This window comes from Streptomyces sp. CNB091 (assembly GCF_000377965.1).
Genome location: NZ_KB898990.1, coordinates 777,859 through 799,669 on the forward strand (window position 1 = coordinate 777,859; position 21,811 = coordinate 799,669).

General features: G+C 73.5%; 21 protein-coding genes. 6 read left to right on the forward strand and 15 right to left on the reverse strand.

Annotated features, from left to right (window positions below; all coding sequences use genetic code 11):
* Positions 1 to 112: 112 nt before the first annotated feature.
* Positions 113 to 1,366, reverse strand: coding sequence for a glycosyl hydrolase (locus tag D581_RS0103305; RefSeq protein ID WP_018955804.1), 1,254 nt, complete (start codon positions 1,364 to 1,366; stop codon positions 113 to 115).
* Between the two features lie 122 nt (positions 1,367 to 1,488).
* Positions 1,489 to 2,778 (reverse strand): cytochrome P450, encoded by a 1,290-nt coding sequence (locus D581_RS0103310; protein ID WP_026290150.1) that lies wholly within the window; start codon positions 2,776 to 2,778, stop codon positions 1,489 to 1,491.
* Between the two features lie 261 nt (positions 2,779 to 3,039).
* On the opposite strand from D581_RS0103310, the gene D581_RS0103315 reads away from it, so the two are divergent.
* A complete protein-coding gene (locus D581_RS0103315) occupies positions 3,040 to 3,525 on the forward strand; it encodes a tyrosinase family oxidase copper chaperone (RefSeq protein WP_018955806.1) in 486 nt (161 codons plus the stop codon).
* 19 nt (positions 3,526 to 3,544) lie between these two features.
* Positions 3,545 to 4,408: a tyrosinase family protein gene (locus D581_RS0103320; protein ID WP_018955807.1), complete on the forward strand. Its 864-nt coding sequence runs from the start codon at positions 3,545 to 3,547 to the stop codon at positions 4,406 to 4,408.
* 67 nt (positions 4,409 to 4,475) lie between these two features.
* Here D581_RS0103320 and D581_RS0103325 read toward each other — a convergent pair whose 3' ends face one another.
* The 12 genes from D581_RS0103325 to D581_RS0103380 all read right to left on the reverse strand — a co-directional run bounded on the left by D581_RS0103325 (position 4,476) and on the right by D581_RS0103380 (position 17,537).
* Positions 4,476 to 4,757 (reverse strand): chaplin, encoded by a 282-nt coding sequence (locus tag D581_RS0103325; protein ID WP_026290151.1) that lies wholly within the window; start codon positions 4,755 to 4,757, stop codon positions 4,476 to 4,478.
* A 139-nt stretch (positions 4,758 to 4,896) separates the two neighbouring features.
* Positions 4,897 to 6,045, reverse strand: coding sequence for a GNAT family N-acetyltransferase (locus D581_RS0103330; RefSeq protein ID WP_018955809.1), 1,149 nt, complete (start codon positions 6,043 to 6,045; stop codon positions 4,897 to 4,899).
* Positions 6,042 to 6,719, reverse strand: coding sequence for a YveK family protein (locus D581_RS0103335; protein WP_018955810.1), 678 nt, complete (start codon positions 6,717 to 6,719; stop codon positions 6,042 to 6,044). The genes D581_RS0103330 and D581_RS0103335 overlap by 4 nt, the downstream gene beginning before the upstream one ends.
* The gene (locus D581_RS0103340) at positions 6,716 to 7,852 is read right to left on the reverse strand and encodes a glycosyltransferase (protein WP_018955811.1); all 1,137 of its coding nucleotides are present in this window, start codon (positions 7,850 to 7,852) and stop codon (positions 6,716 to 6,718) included. Before D581_RS0103340 ends, D581_RS0103335 begins: the two co-directional genes overlap by 4 nt.
* Complete coding sequence (locus tag D581_RS0103345; RefSeq protein ID WP_018955812.1) at positions 7,849 to 8,667, reverse strand: polysaccharide deacetylase family protein; 819 nt, start codon at positions 8,665 to 8,667, stop codon at positions 7,849 to 7,851. The genes D581_RS0103340 and D581_RS0103345 overlap by 4 nt, the downstream gene beginning before the upstream one ends.
* On the reverse strand, positions 8,657 to 10,375 hold the full coding sequence (gene murJ, locus D581_RS0103350; RefSeq protein ID WP_018955813.1) for a lipid II flippase MurJ: 1,719 nt from the start codon (positions 10,373 to 10,375) through the stop codon (positions 8,657 to 8,659). Before murJ ends, D581_RS0103345 begins: the two co-directional genes overlap by 11 nt.
* Positions 10,372 to 11,733 carry an O-antigen ligase family protein gene (locus tag D581_RS0103355; protein ID WP_018955814.1) on the reverse strand — a complete coding sequence of 454 codons (1,362 nt, stop codon included), beginning with the start codon at positions 11,731 to 11,733 and terminating at the stop codon, positions 10,372 to 10,374. Before D581_RS0103355 ends, murJ begins: the two co-directional genes overlap by 4 nt.
* Positions 11,734 to 11,735: 2 nt before the next feature.
* Entirely contained in the window at positions 11,736 to 13,061 is a 1,326-nt protein-coding gene (locus D581_RS0103360) for a sugar transferase (protein WP_018955815.1), read from the reverse strand.
* A gap of 152 nt (positions 13,062 to 13,213) precedes the next feature.
* Complete coding sequence (locus tag D581_RS0103365) at positions 13,214 to 14,377, reverse strand: glycosyltransferase (RefSeq protein ID WP_032752520.1); 1,164 nt, start codon at positions 14,375 to 14,377, stop codon at positions 13,214 to 13,216.
* 351 nt (positions 14,378 to 14,728) lie between these two features.
* On the reverse strand, positions 14,729 to 15,319 hold the full coding sequence (locus D581_RS0103370) for a cysteine hydrolase family protein (protein ID WP_018955817.1): 591 nt from the start codon (positions 15,317 to 15,319) through the stop codon (positions 14,729 to 14,731).
* A 113-nt stretch (positions 15,320 to 15,432) separates the two neighbouring features.
* Positions 15,433 to 16,482, reverse strand: a complete 1,050-nt coding sequence (locus D581_RS0103375) for a polyprenyl synthetase family protein (protein ID WP_018955818.1) — start codon at positions 16,480 to 16,482, stop codon at positions 15,433 to 15,435.
* Entirely contained in the window at positions 16,479 to 17,537 is a 1,059-nt protein-coding gene (locus D581_RS0103380) for a tetratricopeptide repeat protein (protein ID WP_018955819.1), read from the reverse strand. The genes D581_RS0103375 and D581_RS0103380 overlap by 4 nt, the downstream gene beginning before the upstream one ends.
* Before the next feature lie 406 nt (positions 17,538 to 17,943).
* Here D581_RS0103380 and D581_RS0103385 point away from each other — a divergent pair, with 406 nt between their 5' ends.
* From D581_RS0103385 to D581_RS0103395, 3 genes are read left to right on the forward strand one after another with little or no spacing between them, the layout of a single operon-like run.
* The gene (locus tag D581_RS0103385; protein WP_018955820.1) at positions 17,944 to 18,621 is read left to right on the forward strand and encodes an ABC transporter permease; all 678 of its coding nucleotides are present in this window, start codon (positions 17,944 to 17,946) and stop codon (positions 18,619 to 18,621) included.
* A gap of 25 nt (positions 18,622 to 18,646) precedes the next feature.
* The gene (locus D581_RS0103390; protein WP_018955821.1) at positions 18,647 to 19,318 is read left to right on the forward strand and encodes an ABC transporter permease; all 672 of its coding nucleotides are present in this window, start codon (positions 18,647 to 18,649) and stop codon (positions 19,316 to 19,318) included.
* Positions 19,315 to 20,265: an ABC transporter substrate-binding protein gene (locus D581_RS0103395; protein WP_018955822.1), complete on the forward strand. Its 951-nt coding sequence runs from the start codon at positions 19,315 to 19,317 to the stop codon at positions 20,263 to 20,265. Before D581_RS0103390 ends, D581_RS0103395 begins: the two co-directional genes overlap by 4 nt.
* Positions 20,266 to 20,278: 13 nt before the next feature.
* On the opposite strand, the gene D581_RS0103400 is transcribed toward D581_RS0103395, so the two are convergent.
* Positions 20,279 to 21,184: a nitroreductase/quinone reductase family protein gene (locus D581_RS0103400; RefSeq protein ID WP_018955823.1), complete on the reverse strand. Its 906-nt coding sequence runs from the start codon at positions 21,182 to 21,184 to the stop codon at positions 20,279 to 20,281.
* 299 nt (positions 21,185 to 21,483) lie between these two features.
* Here D581_RS0103400 and D581_RS0103405 point away from each other — a divergent pair, with 299 nt between their 5' ends.
* Positions 21,484 to 21,783, forward strand: coding sequence for a DUF2087 domain-containing protein (locus D581_RS0103405; RefSeq protein WP_018955824.1), 300 nt, complete (start codon positions 21,484 to 21,486; stop codon positions 21,781 to 21,783).
* Positions 21,784 to 21,811 lie beyond the last annotated feature (28 nt).

The window sequence follows — 21,811 nt, forward strand, 5'->3', positions numbered from 1 at the left end:
AAGCGGTTGCTTGTCCACCTGCCCCCGCGCTGGACCCGTGTGGGTGGACGGCTCCGGCTCCGACAGGAGGGCCGGAGCCGTTTCCACGCCCGGGATGCCTGGGATGCCGGGATCAGTGGCGGAAGCAGATCTCGCGCTCCCGCAGCCACGGGCCCAGCCAGTCGCCGAACGGGACCGACACACACCACTCGCGGGCGGGCGGCGCCCCGGCCCCCGGGCCCGGTGGCGCCGGCGCCACCGGGGACGGCGCCACGGACGGCGGGACCGTCGGGGAGGACGCCGGATCCGTCGGGACGGCGGTAGGTGTAGGGGTGTGGCTGGGCGTCGGTGTCGGGCCGGTCACAGGCGCGGCCGGCGCGGCCATCTCGGTCAGCATCGTCCGGAACACCTTCGACGACCGCGGATTGCTCTCGCACTGCCAGACGCCGTGCGGGCAGTAGTCCGTGACCGTCTGGTACAGCGGCTCGTGCCGGTCGATCCACTCCAGCATCCGCCGCATGTACTCGGGGTTGTCGCCGTTGCGGAAGAGCCCCCACTCCGGGAACGAGATGGGCTTGCCGTGCTCCGCGGCGAAGTCGACGTGCTTCTGGAGCCCGTACGGGTCGGTGATCTGGTCGTCGAAGGTCTCGCCGGGCGGCTGGTCGTAGGAGTCCATCCCGATGATGTCGACGACATCGTCGCCCGGGTAGCACTCGGTCCACGGCACCGCGTCCCGTCCCCGGCTCGGCGTGAAGTCGAAGCGGAAGTCCTGACCGGGCACCGCGCGCATCGCCGTGACGATCCGCTGCCAGTACGCCTTCCAGGACGCGGGATCGGGGCCGCACCGATGGGTGTACGTGGTGCCGTTCATCTCCCAGCCGAGCACGATCACGGTGTCCGGAACGCCCAGCTCCACCAGCCGCTGCGCGAGTCGGGCGAAGTGCTGGTCGTAATCTCCGGCCGCGCCCGCCCGGAGCAGGGTGCGGACCTCGTCGTCCGGGACCCGCTCCTCGTTGCGCTCCAGCATCGGCACGTTCAGGACGAACATCCGTTCCGGGTCCGCCTGTCTCCACTCCGCCCAGGCGTCCAGGAAATCGGGCGCCCCCTCGATGTTCACCCACAGGTCGCCCGGCAGGTACGTGTGTCCCACCCGTAGCTCCGCCCCGCCGAGCCAGCGCGACAGCTCGGCCATCCTGCTGACCCCTGCGGGCCCGTAGTCCAGATACGCGCCGTGCGCCGTGCTGCTCGCCGCCCCCGGGGCGCCGGGGGCGGCGCCGTCGACGGAATCGGTGCCCGGCGGCGACTGCCCCGCGATGCCGCCGCCCGCCAGGAGGCTGAGAGCAGCCGCCGCGATGCACGAAACGATAAAACGGCGCTTGGCCGGCATTGCTCCTCCTGGCTGCGGTGAATTCCGGCCGGTTCGGCCTGATGGGGAGAGAGTCGCATCATCGTGCACCGGGGGCATGTGCAGGAGTCCATTTATCGTATTCGGTGTTGCGTACGTGCCGTTCAGGTGAATGTGGGGCCGAACGTGAAGGGCAGCGAGCCGACGCGGTTGTCGAAATTCGAGTCGACCAGGTCCGGATCTCCCAGATTGCGCATGACGGGACGGCGGGCGATCAGTTCCCGGAAGAGCGCCGCCATTTCGAGCCGCGCCAGATGCGCTCCCAGGCAGTGGTGCGGGCCCCCGCCGCCGTATCCCAGATGCGGATTGGGCGACTGGGTGATGTCGAAGCGATCCGGCTGGGTGAAAACCGTCTCGTCGCGATTGGCCGACGCGTAGATGAGAGCGACTTTCTCCCCCGGGAGAAACGTACGGCCGCCCAGTGCGCATTCCGTGGCGACAGTCCTGCGGAACTGGATGATCGGCGTCGAATGCCGCACGATCTCGTCGACGGCGCCGCCGATGTACCGGTCGAAGTCGGACCGGAGCAGCTCTCGCTGCTCCGGATGCCGGTCGAGCAGGAACAGCCCGTGCGCGATGGCGTTGCGGGTCGTCTCCACCCCCGCCACCAGCAGCAGCGAGAAGAAGGCCCCGAGTTGCCGCCCGGACAGCGCTTCGCCGTCGATGTCCGCGCTGACGAGCGCCGAGACGAGGTCGTCCCCGGGGTGACGGCGCCGTTCCCGGGCGAGCCGCCCCATGACGAACTGCATCCGGGCCAGCGACGCCAGTCCACGGCCGGGAATGCGCAGCCGTGCCCGGCCCCGGCGCTCGACGCCGACGTGCTCCGATGCGTGGTCGATCTGCTCCGCGATCCGCGCCCGGTACGCCTCCGGGATGCCCATCAGGTCGCAGATCACCTCCAGCGGCAGCCGCGAGGCCGCCGACGGCATGAAGTCCCGGGGGCGCTCGGCGATCAGCTCGTCCACCAGCCGTCCGGCGAGCCGGCCGACGTTCTCCTCGACGTCCGCCAGCAGCCGGGGGGTGAACCGCCGCGAGATGATCCGGCGCAGCGCCGCGTGCCCGGGCCCGTCCATGTTGACCATCGAGTTCCCGAACAGCGCCTTCGCCCAGCCGGCCGGCTCCGGGGTGGTGACCCCCGGAGCGCTCGCGAACACCTGGGGCGTGCGGCTCGCGGTCCGCACGTCCGCATGGCGCACCAGGGCGTGGAACGGCTTCCCGGCGGTGCGCGCGGCACCGGCCCGCGGAGTGAACAGGACCGGCGCGTCCAGCTCCCGCAGCAGGGCGAAGGCTTTGAGCCTCACGGGGCGGGGCAGCCGCCAGAAGGCCGGGTCGGCCAGATCGACGTCCGCCGCGCGCAGTACACGGTCCCCGGACAGCTGGTACGGAACGGTCATGCCCATCACCTCCACGGTTCGCCAGGCCATGGTCGGGCCCGCCGGCCGCGAGGAGCCTCATCGACGCGGCCCGTCGCGCCCGATGAGCCCGCACCCTCACGCGTTTGACGGAACGGAGCCGGCGAGTGTGCGCCGTACGCCGCACGCACGAGAACTGTTCCGCCCCCGCCTCGTTGTCAACATCACCATCAGAAGTCCCTCGGACGAGTGAGCGAGTCACGAGTCGACGAGGCGAGTCAACGAGAGGCAGGCAGACATCCCATGAGCCCCACCCCCGCGAAACCGGGCGGCACCCGCGTTCCCTCCCGCCGGATCGTCCTGCGCGGAGCCTTCACCGCCGCAGTGGTCACGGGCACCGCGGGCGCCCTGCTCCCGCTGCTCGGCCGTGAGCGGGCCGCCGCGGTCCGGCCCGTGCCCCGGGCACCCGCATCCGGCACCGGATCCCGCCCCGCACCCGAGGCGGAGGAGTTCGCCGAGACGTACCGGGGCAGGGAGATCCGGGCGACGGCGACCGCCGTCGTCCCCGCCGGCGCCACGGACGACGACCGGGTCGCGATCGCCGCCGGACCGGTCGCCGAGGTCCGCATCGACGGCAGGCCCCTGCACGTCATGAGGCGGGCGGACGGCACCTATCTGAGCGACGTCCGGCACTACGAGTCGTACCCGACGCTGCTGGAGGCGGCCCGTGCCGCCGTCGACGAGCTCGGAGCCGCCCAACTCGCGCACCCCGCCGCGCACCGCATGTGAACCAGGAGGACCAGCACCGGTGTACACCCGCAAGAACCAGCGCGACCTCACGCGCACCGAGAAGCGCCGGCTCGTCGACGCGATCCTGAAACTGAAGCGCTCGGGCCGCTACGACGACTTCGTCGTCATGCACCGGGAGTACTACGTCATGGACACCGAGCGGCGGCCGCGCCCGGCGCACATGACGTCCTCGTTCTTCCCCTGGCACCGCCAGTACCTGCTGGAGTTCGAGAAGGCGCTCCGGGGCGTGGACGCGCGCGTCAGCGTCCCGTACTGGGACTGGACCCAGGACGACAAGCCGACCTCGTCACTCTGGGCGGAGGACTTCCTCGGCGGCAACGGCAGACAGGGCGACCGGCAGGTCACCACCGGGGCGTTCGCCTACGGAGCGGGCAACTGGAGCGTCGGCAGGGGCGTCACCGACGAGCACTACCTCACCCGCAACTTCGGCAGACCCGGCCGCGACCCGGTCTCCCTCCCCACCAGGAACGACCTGGCGCGGGCGCTCAAGGACCCCGTCTACGACACCGAGCCCTGGAACAGCGTCTGCGCCGAGGGCTTCCGCAACCGCGTCGAGGGGTGGGGGATCCGGGGCGTGCGCGGGGTGGGCCTCCACAACCGGGTACACCAGTGGGTCGGCGGCCCGATGGCGGGCGCGGCCTCCCCCGAGGACCCGGTGTTCTGGCTCCACCACTCCTTCATCGACCTGCTGTGGGACCGGTGGCGCAAGGCACACCCGAACTCCGCCTACCTGCCGGGCCGCAAGCCCTCCTCGCCCGGCCCGGACCGCGACTACGTCTTCGGCCTCGACGACGCGATGCCCCCCTGGGGCGTGACCCCGAGGAGACTCCTCGACCACGGCAAGCTCTACCGCTACGCCTGAGCCCGGACGGAGGAACGGCCGGCCCCCTCCGCGAGGAGGGAGCCGGCCGTTCCGGTACTACGGGAGATCAGCGGCCGTAGCCGTAGCCGCCCTTGTCGTGGTGGCCGCCGTCGGCGTTGACGCAGGTGTTGCCGAAGGCCGGGTTCAGCAGGCCGATCACGTTGATCGTGTTGCCGCAGAGGTTCACCGGCACGTGCACGGGGACCTGGACCACGTTGCCCGAGCCGACGCCGGGGGAGGCGGCGGCGAGGCCCTGCGCGCCGGCGTCCGCGGACGCCATGCCGGCGCCGCCGGCGATCAGGGCGCCGGTGCCGGCCATGACTGCGGCGACCTTCGTCATACGAGACATTCGGAACTCCTAGAACAGATAGGGGGTGTGCTGCGGACGCGAGGCCCGCACCCCCTGACAACGCGGGAGAGGCCGGACGGTAACGGATCAGCGCATAGGTGATATCTCCGACGCCCCTGTCCGGCGTACGCCCGGCCCGTCAGCGCCCGATCACCGGCAGTCCCGTCAACCGCTCGTGCCAGTCCCGCGCCGCCGGGAACCGGGCCTTCACGGTCTCCACCGCCCGCTCCCGTACCGCCACCTGCGACTCACGCAGCCGCAGCAGCGGCTCCAGGCCCGGCCGCGCCAGCAGCAGCCGCTGGTTGACCACCGGCACCGGCCCCCAGTGGTTCTTGTAGCTCTCCGCACCGCGCAGCAGGCTCAGCACCGCGCGCCCACCGTCCGAGGCCTGCTGGGCGACCTCGCGCAGCAGCAACGTCGACACATCGACCTTCCGCTCGCGCAGCGCCGGGTCCGCACCGTACAGATAGCCGCCCGTCAGCCGTCCGGACTGCAACGACAGGTTGGACGCCACCACCTCGCCGTTCAGCCGGAACTCGGTCATGGCCGCCGTACCGTCACCCACCATCCGCCCCACCGACCGGATCAGATGGTCCGAGAACCGCGCCCGGAGATGCTCGGGGTTGACCGCCCGGCCCTCCCACTGCCGCTCGTGCAGCCGCAGCAGCGTGCCGATCGCGGCCGGCACCCCCTCCCTCGGGATCCGGCGCGCCTCGACGCCCAGGGCGTCGACCTTGCGCAGCTTGGAACGCAGCCGCTGGCCTCGCGAGCCCGTGAGCCGTGCCACGGCGTCGCCCAGCGGCACGGCCGGCAGCTCCATGCACGTCGAGTCCGTGAGCCGGCTCCGGGCCCCGGCCCACCGCCCGAACAGCAACTGCGCCGACGCGTCGGGCCTGACCTCCCGCAGGTCCACCACGGTGTGCCGGGCCGCCCGGTCCAGACCGCGTCCCAGCGCCCCCACCGCGTAACCGGCCTCCTCCTCGTCCAGAAGGATGTCGAAGAAGTCGGAGATCGCCCCGCCCATCGGGACGAGCAGCGGCATCGGACGGTGCACCAGCATCAGCGGCGCCGCCCCGATCAGCCGCCCCGCCCGGCGGACCAGCAGCACCCGCAGCCGGCCCTCCTGACCGTAGGAGATCCACCACGAGTGCAGCCAGGCGTGGCTCTGGAACGGGGTCGCGGTGGCGCAGCGGCTGTGCAGCGCGTCCCACTCCCCGGCGAGCGCGCCGAACTCCCCGAAGTCCCGGCACAGGGTCACGGAGAGGCCGCCCGCCCGGGGCCCCGTCATCGGACGAGCTCCCGGTCGTCCTGGGCGACGTTGCCGCCCCCGGCCGTCGGTGCGGGAACCTGCGCCGGGAAGGTCCGGCCCGCCCGGCGCGGCCGGACCACCAGCACGAGGCCGCCCAGCAGCCCGCCCGTCGCGGCCCCCACGGCGGCGCCCAGCGGCACGGACGGCGAGATGGGCTGGTCCGGCGTCATCGCGTGGGTGAACTTGATCAGCTTCACCCCGGTGTCCTTGGAGACATGGCCGCTGCTCACGATGACGGCCTCGATGACCGCGTTGGCGATGTCGGCCGCCTTGTGCCGGTCCTCGGACGTGCCCGTCACCGCGATCATCGGCGAGTCGGGAGAGGTCTCCGACCGGACGTGGGACCGCAGCTCACGCACCGGTTCGCCGGCCGCGCCCCGGGCGTACGAGAGCGTCGCGTCGCTCGTCGTCAGCCGCCCGTACGACTGGGCGTACCCCAGGGCCGCCGAGGGGTCCGTCTCGCCCTCGGCGACCGCCATCGCATAGCTGGTGGCCTCGTACCGGTCCGCGGCGAGCGCACTGTACGAGAGCCCGGACGCGGTGCCGATCAGTACGGAGACGGGCAGCGGCCACCAGTGCGGCAGCCGGGCGAGGGCGGTGCGCAGCCGACGGACGACGACATGTCGGCGCTGCTGCTCGGGTGAGTCGGTCATGAAAGGGCTCTCCGGTTCGGTGGGGCGGTGTCGAGGGCGTACGCGTACACGTCCATCAGGCGCTCGCTGCTGCGCCTGATGTCGTAATGGCCGACGGCCCGGGGCGGCGGGCGCCGGTCCTCGCCGGCCTGTATCCGCTGCCGCAGCCGGGCCGTCAGCTCCTCGGGGCTCCCGGCGATCCGGGTGGCGCCCGGGGCATGGGCGGCGGGCAGGTCGTCGATGGCCGGGCAGGCGTCGTGGAGCACGGGCAGTCCGGCGGCGAGCGCCTCCACGGCGGCGAGCCCGAAGGACTCCTCGCGGGACGTGGAGACGAAGGCGTCCAGGGCGCTCAGCAGCGCCGGCACCCCCGGAACCGGACCGTCCCCGTGCTCGTCGCACTCCCCGAGGAACCGGATCCGGTCCACGGCCCCCAGGCGCAGGGCCAGCGCCCGCAGCGCCCCGGCCTCCGGACCGTCCCCGGCCAGCAGCAGGCGGGCCTCCGGCAGAGCGGCGACCGCGCGGATCAGCACGTCGAACCGCTTGCCCGGCACCAGCCGCCCGACCCCGCCGACGACGAACGCCCCGTCGGGGACGCCCAGTTCCGCCCGCACGGACGCCCTACGTCCCGCGTCGAAGCGGAACCGGTCAGCGTCGATGCCGTTCGGCACCAGCCGGATCCGGTCGGCCGGCACCCCCCAGTCCCGCAGCCGGCCGGCCACGGTGGAGGAGACGGCGACGGTCGCCGCCCCGAGGCGTTCGGTCGCGAGGTAGAGGGCGCGGACGGGGCGGGTGAGGGGGCGGCCCTCGATCTTGGCCCGCCCCAGGGAGTGCTCGGTCGCGACGGTGGCCCGGGTCCCGGCGAGCCGGGCCGCGATCCTGCCGTACACACAGGCCCGGTACAGATGCGTGTGGACCACGTCGTAGCGGCCGTCGCGGATCAGCCGGGCCAGCCTTCCGACGGCGGTGAGGTCCCGGTTGCCGCGCATCCCGAGGTGGGTCACCCGGATGCCGTCGGACCGCAGCTCCTCGGCCACCGCCCCCGGGTTGGTGAGCGTCACGACATCGCACTCCACCGGCAGATGCCGCAGCAGCAGCCGCAACTGCCGCTCGGCGCCGCCGACCCCGAGCCCGGTGATGACGTGCAGCGCCCTCACCGCGGGCCGCCCGTCCGCACCGGCACGGCGGCCCGGGTGCCCGCACCGGGCGCCGCCACCTGCCGCAGCCCGTGCCGCAGGTCCTTCGCCCACAGGCGCACCCCCCGGTCCGCCTGGCTGATGTGGGTGCGGGGCAGCGCGAACCGGCTGAGCAGCGGGCCGGGAGCCAGCGCGCACGCGTAGCCGTAGCCCGCCGAGCGCGCGGCCTCGGTGACCCGGCGGTCGAGGATGCCGTACGGGTAGCAGAAGCCCTCCGGGAGCGACCCGGTGAGATCGCCGATCAGCTCCCGGCTGCGGGCGGTCTCCCGGCGCAGCTCCTCGTCCGGAAGGGCCGTCAGGTCCTGGTGGTACAGACCGTGCGAGCCGACCTCCATGCCCGCCGCGGCGACCCGCCGGACGCCGTCCTGGGTGAGCAGCGGCTTGCGCGGGCCGAGCGGATCCCACTCGTTGACACCCCCCGGCCGGCCCGGGAGGACGAAGACCGTCGCCCGGAAGCCGTGCTTGCGCAGCACCGGCAGCGCCTCGTCGAGGAAGTCCGCGTACCCGTCGTCGAAGGTCAGCCCGACCAGGCCGCGCCGCCCCGCGTCCCCCGCGCGCAGCAGCTCGGACACCCCCACCCCCGTCAGCCGCCGGCCGCGCAGCCAGGACAGCTGCTCGTCGAGGCGGTCGGGGGAGACGGTGATGCCGTACGGATCGTCGCTCGGGTCCGTTACCGAGTGGTACGTGAGGATCCACGGCCGACGGCGGGTGTGGGGGTGCGGGCGGAGCCGGGACGAGGGAGCGTCGGCGCGGTGTGCCGAGGATTCAGCGGCCATCAAGGAACCTCCGTCGGGTGAGTGCCAGCAGGGAGACGACCTCGGGCGAGCGCAGGGCGAGCCCGGTCAGGAAGAACACGGCGGGGACGAGAAGACACCCGGCGGCCAGACTCAGCACCGGATCGGGGACGAGAGGGGCGCAGGCCCAGCCGGCCGTGCCCGCCGCCAGCGACGCCCCGGTGAGCCGGCCCAGCGAGAGGGCCACGGCCCGCGTCCGGATCGGCACCACCCGGGTGCCGAGGCCCATGAGGAGCAGCAGCGCCGTCGTGCTGATCCCGATCGCGTTGGCGGTCGCGATGCCGTCCACGCCGAAGCGGTACGTCAGGGCGTACCCGGCCCCCATCGTGACCAGCAGCCCGGTGCCCATGGCGAACGCCGGGAACCAGGTGGGCCGCCCGGACGAGAAGAACGGGCGGCTCAGCGCGCCGACCAGACAGTGGCCGAGCAGCCCCAGTGCGTACACCCGCATCACCTGGGCGGTGGACGCGGTGTCGGCGGCGTCGAACGCGCCGCGCTGGAAGAGGACCTCGACGATCCGGGGCGCGTAGCCGAGGACGACCGCCGTGCCGAGCAGCACCACCATCCCGGCGAGCGCCAGGTCCCGCTCGACGCGCAGCCGGGCCTTCTCCCGGTCCCCCGCGGCCATGGCCTGCGCGACCACCGGGAAGGTCACCGTGCAGATCATCAGCGACAGCACCATCGGCAGCTGCGCGACCTTCTGCGCGTAGTTCAGATGCGAGATCGCGCCCGCCGGCAGCGTGGAGGCCAGGAACCGCTCGACCAGCACCTGGGACTGACGGCTCACCACGAACAGGACCACCGGGGCCAGCACCGCGAAGCCCAGCAGCGGAACGGCCCGCGCCGCACGCCGACCCCGCCGCAACCTCGGCAGCCGGGGCCGCGCGAGCGGCACCAGCCGCAGGAACATGGGCAGTTGGGTCAGGATCATCAGCACACTGCCGACCGCGACCCCCACCGCCGCCGCCCGTACCCCCCACGTCGCGTGCAGCGCCAGCGTCATCCCGATGATGCCGAGGTTGTACGCGGCATAGACCCCGGCGGGCGGCAGGAAGCTGCGGTGCGCGCGCAGCGCGGCGCTGAAGTAGCCGGTGATCCCGAAGGTGAGGACGGTGACCGCGGTCAGCCGCGTGCAGTCCACCGCGAGCCGCGGATCGGCGAGGCCCGGGGCCAGCACGCCCACGACCCACGGGGCGCCCGCGACCAGCAGCGCCGCGCCGCCGGAGAGCAGGAGGAACAGCCGGGGGAGCGTGGCCGCCACCAGATCCCGTACGGGGTCGGATCCGGGAGCCTCCCCGGCCGCCGCCCGCCGGGTCAGGGCGAGACTGAACGCGGGGACCAGGAGGAGCGCCATCCCGTCCTCGATCAGCAGCGTCGCCGCCATCTCGGGCACGGTCCAGGCGATCAGGAAGGCGTCGCTCGCGTCGCTCGCCCCGAAGTACCGGGCGATGGCCTGGTCCCGCACCAGACCGAGGACGGCCCCCACCACGGTCAGCACCGCCGTGGCCGCCGCCGCCCGGGCGAGGAAGGACCCGAGCCGGGGCGCCTCGCCGCCGGCCGTCCCGGGTGCGACGCCGGGGGAGAGGGACTCTTCGGCTCCTCCTCCCGGGGCCGGGCGCGGCGGCGGGGCCGCCGCGCCCGCCGGACGCGCCTCGGCCTCCGTCCCCGTCCCCGTGCCGGTGTCGCTCATGCGGCGCTCGCCCGGTCAGGACCGGCCAGCGCCCACCAGGCGGCCAGCCCCAGCACGACCCCGCTCAGCACCGTGGTGGGCCCGCCGATGTCCGCGTACAGGAAGTTGACGCTCTGCCAGGTCATCAGGGCCACCGCTACCAGCCCGCAGTCCAGGGCCGCGTGTCCGCGCGAGCGGGCGACGTACAGTCTGCGGACCGCGCCGACCAGGATCGCCGCCCAGCTGCCGACGAGCGCGGTCAGACCGATGAGGCCCTGCTCGCTGAGGACGAGGAGATACATGTTGTGCGGGGAGAGGAGCGCCTGCCGGCGGAACTCCTGGCCCGCCCCGGCCGTGTCGCTGCCGGAGGAGAGCCCGATGGAGGCGTGTCCGTCACGGTGCGCGGGGAACCCCTTGAGGCCGACCCCGGCGGCCGGCCGCTCCCGCCACATCGCGCCCGCCGCGCTCCACATCGCGTAGCGGTCGCTGACCGACCGGTCCGGGGTGCTGGCCACCCGGGTCACGCTGGCGGCCCGGTCCGCGATCATCTCGGAGCCGATGCCGAACCCGCCGACCAGGACCACCCCGGCGGCGCCCAGCACGGCCAGCGACGTCCAGGCCTGCCGCCGCCCGGCCAGCGTCAGGGCGACGAGGACCGCGACGCCCGTGGCGATCCACACGCCCCGGCTGAACGACAGCGTCAGGGGCACGATCAGGGCGACGGCCAGGACGGCGGCACAGGGCCGCAGCCAGGCCGGGGCGTTCCGCGGCGTACGCAGGACACAGGCCGCGGCGGCGAGCAGCCCGTAGGCGACGACGGTCGCCATCCCCATGATGTCGCTGGGCCCGAACGTGCCGACCGCCCGGACGTCCTCGCCCATGTAGGAGGCGCCCGTCCCGGTGACGTACTGGTGGACGCCCGTGACGCCCTGCACGGTCGCCAGGAGGACGAGCGAGCCGGCGACGATCCGGAACCCGTGGGCGTCCCGGAGCAGCAGGTACACGGCGATCGGTACGAGGACGAAGACCTGGAGATGGCGGACCAGCCCCGGCAGGGCCGCGGCCGGGTCCGCCGCGGTGATCGTGGCCACCGCGAAACCCACGGCGGGCAGGCCCAGGACCAGCGCGGCGGTGGCGCTCAGCGGACGCTGCCGCAGATACAGCAGCCGTCCCACGCACACCAGCACCGCGAGGCCGGATGCCACGTCGGCCGGGCCGCCCCCACCGGAGGCCCCGGAGGGCAGGGCGGGCAGCAGGACGGTCGCGACCAGCGGCAGCAGCGGCCAACGGCTGCGCCAGCCACCCCACGGGGAGCGGCGGGTGGCGGCGCGGGGCCAGGCCGCCGTCGACGGCGCGGGCGGGGTCAGCACAGCGGCCATGCTCAGCTGCCTCCGAGCCGGAACAGGGAACCCGCGGTCCGCGCGAGCACGCACGCGTCCTGCCACAGCGACCAGGTCTCGATGTAGCGGTTGTCGAAGCGGGCGCGCTCCTCGATCGAGGTGTCGCCGCGCAACCCGTTCACCTGGGCCAGACCCGTGATGCCCACGGGCATCCGGTGGCGGGCCTGATAGCCGGGATGGGCGCGGCTGAACTGCGCCACGAAGAAGGGGCGTTCGGGGCGCGGGCCGACCATGCTCATATCGCCCCGCAGGACGTTCCACAGCTGGGGCAACTCGTCGAGGGAGGTCCGGCGCAGCACGCGGCCGACGCGACTCATCCGCCCGTCGGACGCGACGTTCCAGCGGGTGGCCGACTCCTGAACGTCCGCGGGCCGCAGCGTACGGAACTTCAGCAGGACGAAGGGGCGTCCGTGCCGGCCGACGCGTTCCTGACGGAAGATCACGCCGGGCCCGTCGGAGAGCCGCACGGCCACGGCACAGGCCGCCATCACCGGGGCCGCCAGCAGCAGTCCGACCGCGGCCAGGGCGGCGTCCATCGCCCGTTTCGCCCGGTGGCCGAGAGGACGGTTCGCCCTGTCGTTCAGCGGCTGGACGGTGAAACCCCACAGGTGATCGGGGCGGCCTCCCGCCGGGAGCCCCGCGACGGCGCCGGGACCGGTGACCAGCCACACCCGGCAGCCGTGACCGGTGAGCAGAGCGAAGAGAGCGGCGCCGTCCGGGGTGGACTCGGGCGGCGCCGTGAACACCGCGTGCCGCACGCTGTTCTGGACGACGGCTCGCCGCACCTCCTGGGGCGCGGCCAGGACCGGCAGCCGCACGGGGCCGGAGCCCGTCGGCAGCTTCTCGCCCCCGGACGCCGGGGGCGCGACCAGACCGACCGGCCGCAGCCCGTAGGCGGGGTGGTCGTACAGGGCGGCCGTCACCTGACGGGTCAGGGGCCCCTGACCCACGACCAGCGTGGACAGCGGGCGGCGGACCGCGGCCCACCGCCGCGCCCGGTACACGGACGCGCGTCCCGCGCAGGTCAGCGCGGTCTGCGTGGCGGCCCCGTACGCCAGCACCGTCCAGCTGATCGCCTGGTGCGGCGCCCAGGCGGCCAGCACCTCCATCGTCACGTACCACTGGAGGAGGGTGAGGCCGAGCAGGGCGGGGAGTTCGGAGAGGACCGAGGGGGACAGGCGCATCCGGTGCAGGCCGCGCCGGGCGAAGAGCAGCACCTGCGCCACCGCCTGGACGGCCACCAGCATCCAGGGCCACGGGGCCGGGACGACCAGGGCGAACGTCACGGCCGGGGCCAGGGCGTCCACACACAGGAGCGGCGCGAGACGGCCGTACCGGACGGTCCGGCGCTTGCCGGGCCGCGCCTGCGCACCGCCGCCGCCTCTTCGCGGCGGATGAACCGTGTGAGCCTGCACGGCTGTTGCCTGACCAGCGCCGGGAACCGGTGCACTCTCCATCGTCATCGCTCGGTGCGCTTCCTCGTGGGGCCGGACACGCCGACCAGTTCCTGGTAGAGACCGGCGACGGCCCCCGCGGTCCGTCGGACGTCGAAGGCAGCCCGGGCGTGGCGCAGGGCCCGGCGGGACAGCGCGTCGCGCAGCTCCCGGTCGGCGAGCAGGGCGGTCAGCGCCGCGGCCAGTGCCGCCGGATCCTCCGGAGGCACCAGACAGTGGTCCTCGTGGCCGGGCGGCAGGCTCTCCCGCGCCCCGTTCACGTCGGTCATCACGACGGGGCGCCCGCAGGCCATGGCCTCCAGCGGGGCCAGTGCCATGCCCTCCCAGCGGGAGGGCAGCACCAGGACGTCCGCCGCGTGGATATACGGCCGCACGTCCTCGCAGGCTCCGGTGAACAGCACGCCCGGCGGCGCCGATGCCTCCAGTCCGTGCCGGTCGGGCCCGTCCCCCACCAGCACCAGACGGGCCCCGGCCGCAGGCATCCGGCGCCAGGCCCGCAGCAGCACGTCCTGCCCCTTCTGCCGGGTCAGCCGCCCGACGCAGACGACCAGCGGGGCGTCCGCGCCGACGCCCCCCAGGAAGGGCAGCGAGGCGCGGGCCTCCGCGCGGTCCCCGCTTCCGCCGGGACGGAAACGGTCGAGGTCGATGCCGTTGTGGATGACCGACCAGCGGGCGGCGATGCCCGCCTCCTGTCCGGTGCGGCGTTCGGACTCGCTGACGCACAGGATGTGATCGGCCCAGCGCGCGCCGAACCGCTCCCAGCCGAGAGCGAGTTGTGTGGCGCGCCCGCCGACCGCCTCGAACGACCAGGCGTGCGGCTGGAACACGGTGGGGATCCGGCCGCGTACCGCGATCCGGCCGGCCAGTCCCGCCTTGGCGCTGTGGGCGTGCACCACGTGCGGGCGGCTCACGCGGACGATCCGGCCCGCGGCGGCCACCTCACCGGCCAGCCGGGGCCCGGGGGCACGGGTGACGGACCAGCCATGGACCTCGGCGCCCGCGGCCGCCGCCCCGAGGGCCAGCGGGCTGCCGGGCGGGCAGGCCACCACGGGGCGCAGCCCGGACCCGGCCTGGGCCCTGACGAGATCGGTGACGACCCGGGCCACTCCGCCGTCCACGGGCTGAACCAGATGAAGGACCGTCAATTGGCTTTCTTCAGTACGACGCATGTGCAGCACGACGGCTCTCTTCGCTCAATCCGGTGAGTAAGCCCCACCGGCAATTGGGGGTCTAAGCCGAAGTGCACTTTGGCAGAGTTGTGGCGAAATCGTGCGCGTGACTCGCTCATACGATCACAGGGGGATGACGCGTGAAGGAGGGCCGTTCGGGTGGTCGCGCAGCAGATCGACGTAGGACCGTCGGCCCTTCACGGGCAGCAGGTGAAAGGGCTTGCCAAGAGTGCTGGCACGGAATGGCGGAGGTGATCCGTACGCATCCGGCCGCTTATATCTTCAGCCGTTTTCCGGCATGCCGTACTGCGCCGATCGCCGCACCGGATGGCGGCACCATCTATCGGCCGGCTAGGCCGTTCTCGTGGTGGCGGACGCAGTGGCGAAAGAGACGGTCGCGGCGCGCGCCACGATTTCCACCTCGTCGCCCAGAGCCCATTCGGCCACCCGTGACGCCATGGCCGCCGGCACCACGTCACTGATGTCCGGCGCGGCGGGGATGTCGTACGTGGCGTGGGCGTCATGGGGCAGGACGACCCGGTAGTCCAGCTCCAGGGCCCGGCGGGCGGTGGCGAGCACGCACATCTCCGACATCACCCCGCAGATGGCGAGCGCCCGGACGCCCGCCGCTCGCAGCTCGGCCTCCAGCGACGTCTCCTCGAAGCCGTCGTCCTCGCTCTTGCGGATCACGGTCTCGGCCGGCCCGGTGCGCACGGGCAGGTGCAGCTCCCACCCGGGCGTCCCCGGCTCGTCGGACTGTCCGGCCGGGCCGTCGTTCTGCAGGTGGACGACGAGCGCCCCGGCCTCCCGGGCCCGCCCGATCAGATCCGTCACCCGGTCCAGCAGCCGGGGCGCGTCGGGCACGGCCGCGTCCCCCGCGACGAACGCAGACTGGACGTCGACGACGAGCAGCGCTGTGACGGGAGCGGGAAGAGCAGTCACGCCGGGGAGTCCTCACGTCGTCGTGGCGGGTGCGTGGGCGAAGACACGCCCGGGCCCATCGTGCCGTACGCGGGACCGTGGCCGCCCGCCGTTTTCCGGCGGGCGGCCACGGGTCAGCCGGTGCGGTCCACGAGGTACGGGATCAGCGTGAGCAGATCGCCACGCGCGCCCTCCGCCAGCGGAACCCGGTCCAGACAGGCGCGGGCCGCCGCCAGGTGCTCCTGCGCCTCGGCGACCGCGGCCCGCCGCCCCCCTGCCTCGTCGATCAGCTCGGCCGCACGGCGCGCGGTCGGGTCGTCGAGCGGCCCGGCGGAGGTGAGCAGCGCGTCGAGACGCCGGGCCGCCGGGTGATCGGCGGAGAGGGCCGCGAGCACCGGGTACGTCTTCTTGAGCCGCCGCAGGTCGCTGTGTACCGGCTTGCCGGTCACCTGCGGATCGCCCCAGATCCCGAGCAGGTCGTCCACCGCCTGGAACGCCACCCCCACATGCCGCCCCGCCTGGTCCAGCGCCTCGACGGTGCTCGCCGGGGCGCCGGCCAGCACCGCGCCCAGGGCAGCGGCGCAACCGAGCAGGGAGCCCGTCTTCTGGGTCGCCATCGACCGGTACTCGTGCGGCAGGACCGCCCCCGGCCCGGTCCACGGCCGGGACTCGAACAGCAGGTCCTGCGCCTGACCGCTCACCAGATCGCCCAGCGCGCCCGCCAGTCGCCGGACCGCCGCCGCGCCGCCCGGCCCGGGAGCCTCCGCCAGCGTGGAGACGGCCAGCGCGAACAGGGCGTCCCCCGCGAGGACGGCCGGGCCCGTGCCGTACGCCTTCCACAGCGTCGGCCGGCGACGACGGGTCTCGTCCCCGTCCATGATGTCGTCGTGGATCAGCGAGAAGGTGTGGATCAGCTCGACGGCCACCGCGCCGAGCACCGCGTCCGCCCCGCTCCCACCCGCGGCCTCCGCGCCGAGCACCGCGAGCGCCTGGCGGACCCCCTTGCCCTGCGATCCGGGCGCCGACTCGCCGCCGGTCCCGTTCCAGCCCAGCGAGAAGGCCGCCGTCTCCGCGTGCCAGGGGTGCAGCCGCCCCACCGACTCCACCAGGGCCGGGCGCACCAGTTCGCGGCAGCGGTCCAGTATCTGCGGTGCGCTCGCCCGGCTGGTCGTGGAGAGCGTCATCGGCGGCCGTCCCTCTCGCCCGCGGAGGCCGGTTCCACGCCGAGTTCGGCGTACGCCTTCTCGACCATCTCCCGGGCGTTGAGCAGCCCGATCCGGCTCAGCCTGCCGCGCAGTTCGTCCAGCTCGGCGGCGGTGGCCTCGCGGTCCCGGCCGAGCCTGGCCCGCGCCTTGACCAGGCCGAGGGAGGCCAGCGCCTCGCCCCGCGGCTCGTCCATCGCACGGAACTCCCCGAGCGCCTGCTCGTACACCTCGCGCGCCTCCTCGTACCGCCCGGCGCGGAACAGCACGTTGGCCCGCATCTTGTGGTTGTACGCCAGGGCGCTGGAGAGGTTCATCTCGCGGCAGGTCGTCTCGGCCTCGGAGAGCAGGTCGAGTGCGCGCCCGGTCGCCCCGTCCCGGAGGGAGACGATGTCCGCGATGCCGCGCAGGGCCCAGGCCCGGCCACGCCGGTCGTCCGCGTCTCCCGACAGGACGGCCGCCTCCTCGAACATCTCCAACGCGGTATCCAGCGAACCGGTGTTGCGGTGGATCTGCGCGATGCCCTCCAGCGCCCAGACGGTGTGCCGGGCCTCGCCCCGGGCACGGGCCTCCGCCAGCAGCTGTTCGTGCAGCGTCGCGACGGTCGCGTAGTCGCCCTGGATCCGTCCGGTCTCGGCGAGACCGGCCAGCGAATAGCCCCGGGCGACCACGTCCCCGCCCCGCTTCCCCAGCTCCGCCGCGAGACCGAGCAGCCTGAACGCGAGGCGCAGCGAACCGCGTTGGCGTGCCAGCGTGCCCCCGCTCCACAGTGCCCACGCCATCGCCCCGGTGTTCCCGGCCGTCCGCGCGGCCCGGTAGCTGGCCTTCCAGGCCCGGTCGGCCTCCGCGACCTGTCCGAGCCTGCGGTGCGCCTCGGCCACGGCGAGGCCCGAACGCGCCACCTCCTCCTGCGATCCGGAGAGCTCGGCCTGCCTCAGGTGGCGTACGCCTTCGGCCAGTACGTCGGTGAGGGAGGCGTTCACCGACATCTTGGTGAGTGCTCCCTGGTACTCGGGCGCCAGTGCCTTGGTCTGCATGGGGGCCTTCCGCGCGGTGCCGGGCCCGCGGCGCGCTGACTATACCTTCCATGTATACGCGGGAGGTATAGTCCGGCGGTCGTGCGGGCCCGGATCTTGTGGGGGTTGGGCGCCGCACGTCACACGCGGCGCACCGTCCTGTCATGGATCAAGACGGCGGCCCGGCGAGGAGGGTTGCTCGGGGAGCCCAGGTCGTTCCGCATTCCGCTCCAGGCGGGCGAGGAGGGACGGGGCGACGGCGGGACGACCGGGCGGTCTGCGCAGGCAGCGGGTTGTACGGGGCGACGGGGGTAACAGGCCCATGCGTGCCCCCGGGGCGGCCACGAGGGGTTTGAGCATTCGCTCAAACCCCTCGAACGGCGGCCCCTGACGCGCGACGGAACGGCTGCCGCGCTCGAATGGACGGGTGACGGCGCCCCCGGACGACTGCCTCGCCCGTAACGAGTGGATCTGCGGGGCCTACCTCTCCAGCCGCCGCGAGATCCTCATGGACGCGGTGCTGCAACACCTCCAGCTGACGGCCGCCTCGGTGGCCATCGCACTCCTGCTCGCCGTCCCCCTGGCGGTGGCCGCCCGCCGGTGGCGCTGGGCGGCCGGCCCGGTGCTGGGCCTCACGACGGTCCTGTACACGATCCCGTCGCTCGCGATGTTCTCCCTGCTGCTGCCGCTGTACGGACTCTCGGCCGCGCTGGTGATCGCGGGGCTCGTCCTCTACTCCCTGACGCTGCTCGTCCGCAACATCCTGGCCGGGCTCAGGGCCGTCCCCGAGGAGACCCGGCAGGCCGCACGCGGCATGGGCTACGGGCCGCTGCGTCTGCTCATCGCCGTGGAGCTCCCGCTCGCCCTGCCCGCCGCGATGGCCGGGCTGCGCATCGCCACCGTATCCGCGGTCTCCCTGGTCACCATCGGGGCGATCGTCGGCCACGGGGGACTCGGCAACCTCATCTACTCCGGCATGAACACCTACTTCAAGGCCCAGGTGCTGACCGCCTCCGTCCTGTGCGTCGTCATCGCCGTCGCCGCGGACCTGCTGCTCCTGGGAGCGGGACGGCTGCTGACACCCTGGGCCCGGAGGCGGGCGTGAACACGCCCAGCAGGGGGGCGCGGACGTGAACACCCTCTCCGACACCTGGTCCTGGCTCACCACCGCCGCCCACTGGTCCGGCCCCGACGGCGTCGGGAACCGGCTCGGCGAACACCTCTACCTCACCGTCGTCTGTCTGCTCATCAGCTGCCTGATCGCGCTGCCCGTCGCCCTCGTCCTGGGCCACCTCGGCAAGGGCGGCGCGCTCGCCGTCAACCTCTCCAACGTCGGCCGGGCCGTGCCCACCTTCGCCGTACTGGTCCTGCTGCTGCTCACCCCCATCGGGACGCACGGGCAGTGGCCGACGGTCATCGCGCTCGTGCTCTTCGCCGTGCCGCCGCTCCTCACCAACGCCTACGTCGGTATGCGCGAGGTCGACCGGGACGTCGTCCGGGCCGCCCGGGGCATGGGCATGACCGGCCGCCAGCTGCTCCTGGGGGTCGAACTGCCGCTCGCCCTCCCACTGATCCTCACCGGCGTGCGGATCGCCGCCGTCCAGCTGGTGGCCACCGCCACGATCGCGGCGCTGGCCGGCGGCGGGGGACTGGGCCGGATCATCACCGCGGGCTTCAACCTCGCCTCCACCCCGCAGGTGGTGGCGGGGGCGATCCTCGTGGCCGCCTTCGCCCTCCTCGTCGAGAGCCTCTTCGAGGCGGGGCAGCGTCTCGCCCTCCGGCGCGACCGGGAGGCCGCATGAGCCGCGCCCGCCGGGCCCTGGCGGCGCTGGTCCTCCTCGCCGCCACGGCCTGCACCGCCGGCCCGGCGCTGGAGAACCAGGGCGAGGTCACCGCACCGCCCGGCGACAGCGAGCACCTCACCGTCGGATCGGCCGGCTTCACCGAGAGCGACCTGTTGGCCCAGCTGTACGCGCTGCTCCTGGAGCACGCCGGGTACTCCGCCGACATCATCTCCGTGACCAATCGCGAGATCTACGAACCCGCCCTGGAGAACGGCCGGATCGACGTGGTGGCGGAGTACGCGGCGACCTTCGCCGACTGGCTGAACGCCAAGGCCAACGGGGCCGACGCGCCCCCGGTCGGATCGCCCGACCTCGCCACCACCATGAAGGAGCTGCGCTCGCTCGCCGCCCCGCGCGGACTCACCGTGCTCGCCCCCGGCCGGGCCGTCGACCAGAACGCCTTCGCCGTCACCGCCGCGTACGCGAAGGAACACGGACTGAGGACCCTCAGCGACGTCGGCGCCGCGAAACTGCCCGTACGGCTGGCGGCGGGCGACGAATGCGTCCAGCGGCCCTACTGCGCCCCCGGCCTGCGCAGGACCTACGGCATCGACGTCGTCGCCGTCGACCCGAAGGGCGTCGGCACCACCCAGGCCAAGCAGGCGGTGCAGACCGGTCAGGACCAGATGGTCCTGACCACCACGACCGACGCCACCCTGGACCAGTTCGGCCTCGTCCTGCTGGAGGACGACAAGAAGCTCCAGAACGCCGACTACGTCGTCCCCGTCGTCAACCGCGCACGCGCCGGAAGCACCGGGGTGCGCGACGCCCTCGACCGGCTCAACACCGTGCTGACCACCGCCGACCTGGCCTCGATGAACGAGCGGGTCGACAGCTGGCGCAGGCTGCCCGAGGACGTCGCGCGCACCTACCTGGAGTCGAAGAAGCTCCTCCCGGAGGACTGAGCCGCCCGACGGCTCAGGAGGCGGGCGGTGCCGGGGGCCAGGGCACACCGGCCAGCAGTGGCAGGAGGTGCTCCTCCTCGTAGTCGAGGTGGGCGGTCAGCTCCTCGGTCATCCGGGCCAGTTCGGCGCGGAAGCGGTCCGGCTCCGCGACGGCGACGTCGGCCAGCAGGGCCGCGAGCGTCGACTGGACGGCCCCGATGCTCCGGTGCTCCTCCCGCAGCCGGTCGAAGACGTGCCGCAGCTGGGGGTGGTAGCCCTCCATCGTCGGGAACATGTGGCCGTCCTCGGCCGTGTGGTGGAACTCCAGCGCCTGGCAGAAGGCCAGACAGCGCTGCCGGATCTGGAGCCCGAGACCGGGCGCGGGCGTCTCGCCCCCGCCCGGGTGTCCGGTCCGCGCGGCGAAGTGCGCCTCCGTCTCGTCGCGCACGTGGAGCAGTTGACCGCGCAGCCAGGTGTGCACCTCCACCAGCTTGTCGGCGAGCGAGGTGATCGCGGGGGCCGTCGCATCGGGCTCGGGCTGTTCCAGGACCACGACCGGCAGCAGCCGGTCCGTCGCGTCCTGGTAGTCGGCGTACCCGGGCGCCGCGGCGACGACCCGGGCGAAGATTTCGTCGCGTCGCGCCCCTTCGGCCGGTACGGCGAGTGAGTCGAACGCCTCGTCCCCCACCTCGACCCGCACGGTGGGGCGGGCGAGGAGATTGCGGTACCAGTCGGGGTGGAGCGGTGCGCCGAGGTTGGAGCCGACGACGAGCAGGCAACGGCCGTCGCGCACGTATCCCAGTGGTGTGGTGTGCGGCTTCCCGGAGCGGGCTCCGGTGGTGGTGAGCAGCAGGAGATCGGCGCCCTCGAAGGGGCCGCCGACCTTCCCCGCGTTGGCGCGGAACTCGGCGATGACGGACTGCTGGAAGGCATGGGACATGGAGGTTCTGGGTCTCCCGGAAGGAAAGCGGGCGGCGAAGGCCCGGCGTCGCGGGGTGAATGCCCGCGGCGAAGCGTTCGGAGGCTGAGGTGCTCAGAGGCAGGGGGCGATGAGTGGACTCACGGCGTCATCCCTGGGAAGAAGGTGCTGGCTTGATCGCCGGCCGGCCCAGATCTTTTTGGCCGACGTCACGCTGCACGCACACATAACAACCCGGGCGGTGCGGGTCTGTCAACGCGAGGAGGGGCGGCGCCGAAAAGGCGTTGCCCCTCCTGCGGACGGCTGCGACGCTTCCGCCCATGCCCGCTGAACAAGAGACCCTCACGCCGCCGTCGCAGACCCCTCGGACCCACCGGGTCGAAGCGCTCTTCTCGCACGGCCGCCTGGTCGCGATCCCGCGCAGGGAGGCCCGGCGGGAGCAGTTGCTCGTGCACCTCGCCGACACGCTGTTCGAGCGGGAGCGCTCGTACACGGAGCGCGAGGTGAACGAGGCGCTCCTCACCGTCCACAAGGACTGCTCCGCCCTGCGCCGCTATCTCGTCGTGGCGGGGCTGCTGGTCCGGCCCCGGGACGGCAGCAGCTACCGCCGCGGACGCTGACCGGTGAACCGGGTCAGCTGAGGGGGCC

Bases quoted from the DNA above. Each gene is read 5' to 3' on its own strand.
- D581_RS0103305 (WP_018955804.1), bottom strand. From the start codon at position 1,366: ATGCCGGCCAAGCGCCGTTTTATCGTTTCGTGCATCGCGGCGGCTGCT.
- D581_RS0103310 (WP_026290150.1), bottom strand. From the start codon at position 2,778: ATGACCGTTCCGTACCAGCTGTCCGGGGACCGTGTACTGCGCGCGGCG.
- D581_RS0103315 (WP_018955806.1), top strand. From the start codon at position 3,040: ATGAGCCCCACCCCCGCGAAACCGGGCGGCACCCGCGTTCCCTCCCGC.
- D581_RS0103325 (WP_026290151.1), bottom strand. From the start codon at position 4,757: ATGTCTCGTATGACGAAGGTCGCCGCAGTCATGGCCGGCACCGGCGCC.
- D581_RS0103330 (WP_018955809.1), bottom strand. From the start codon at position 6,045: ATGACGGGGCCCCGGGCGGGCGGCCTCTCCGTGACCCTGTGCCGGGAC.
- D581_RS0103335 (WP_018955810.1), bottom strand. From the start codon at position 6,719: ATGACCGACTCACCCGAGCAGCAGCGCCGACATGTCGTCGTCCGTCGG.
- D581_RS0103345 (WP_018955812.1), bottom strand. From the start codon at position 8,667: ATGGCCGCTGAATCCTCGGCACACCGCGCCGACGCTCCCTCGTCCCGG.
- murJ (WP_018955813.1), bottom strand. From the start codon at position 10,375: ATGAGCGACACCGGCACGGGGACGGGGACGGAGGCCGAGGCGCGTCCG.
- D581_RS0103355 (WP_018955814.1), bottom strand. From the start codon at position 11,733: ATGGCCGCTGTGCTGACCCCGCCCGCGCCGTCGACGGCGGCCTGGCCC.
- D581_RS0103365 (WP_032752520.1), bottom strand. From the start codon at position 14,377: ATGCGTCGTACTGAAGAAAGCCAATTGACGGTCCTTCATCTGGTTCAG.
- D581_RS0103375 (WP_018955818.1), bottom strand. From the start codon at position 16,482: ATGACGCTCTCCACGACCAGCCGGGCGAGCGCACCGCAGATACTGGAC.
- D581_RS0103380 (WP_018955819.1), bottom strand. From the start codon at position 17,537: ATGCAGACCAAGGCACTGGCGCCCGAGTACCAGGGAGCACTCACCAAG.
- D581_RS0103395 (WP_018955822.1), top strand. From the start codon at position 19,315: ATGAGCCGCGCCCGCCGGGCCCTGGCGGCGCTGGTCCTCCTCGCCGCC.
- D581_RS0103400 (WP_018955823.1), bottom strand. From the start codon at position 21,184: ATGTCCCATGCCTTCCAGCAGTCCGTCATCGCCGAGTTCCGCGCCAAC.
- D581_RS0103405 (WP_018955824.1), top strand. From the start codon at position 21,484: ATGCCCGCTGAACAAGAGACCCTCACGCCGCCGTCGCAGACCCCTCGG.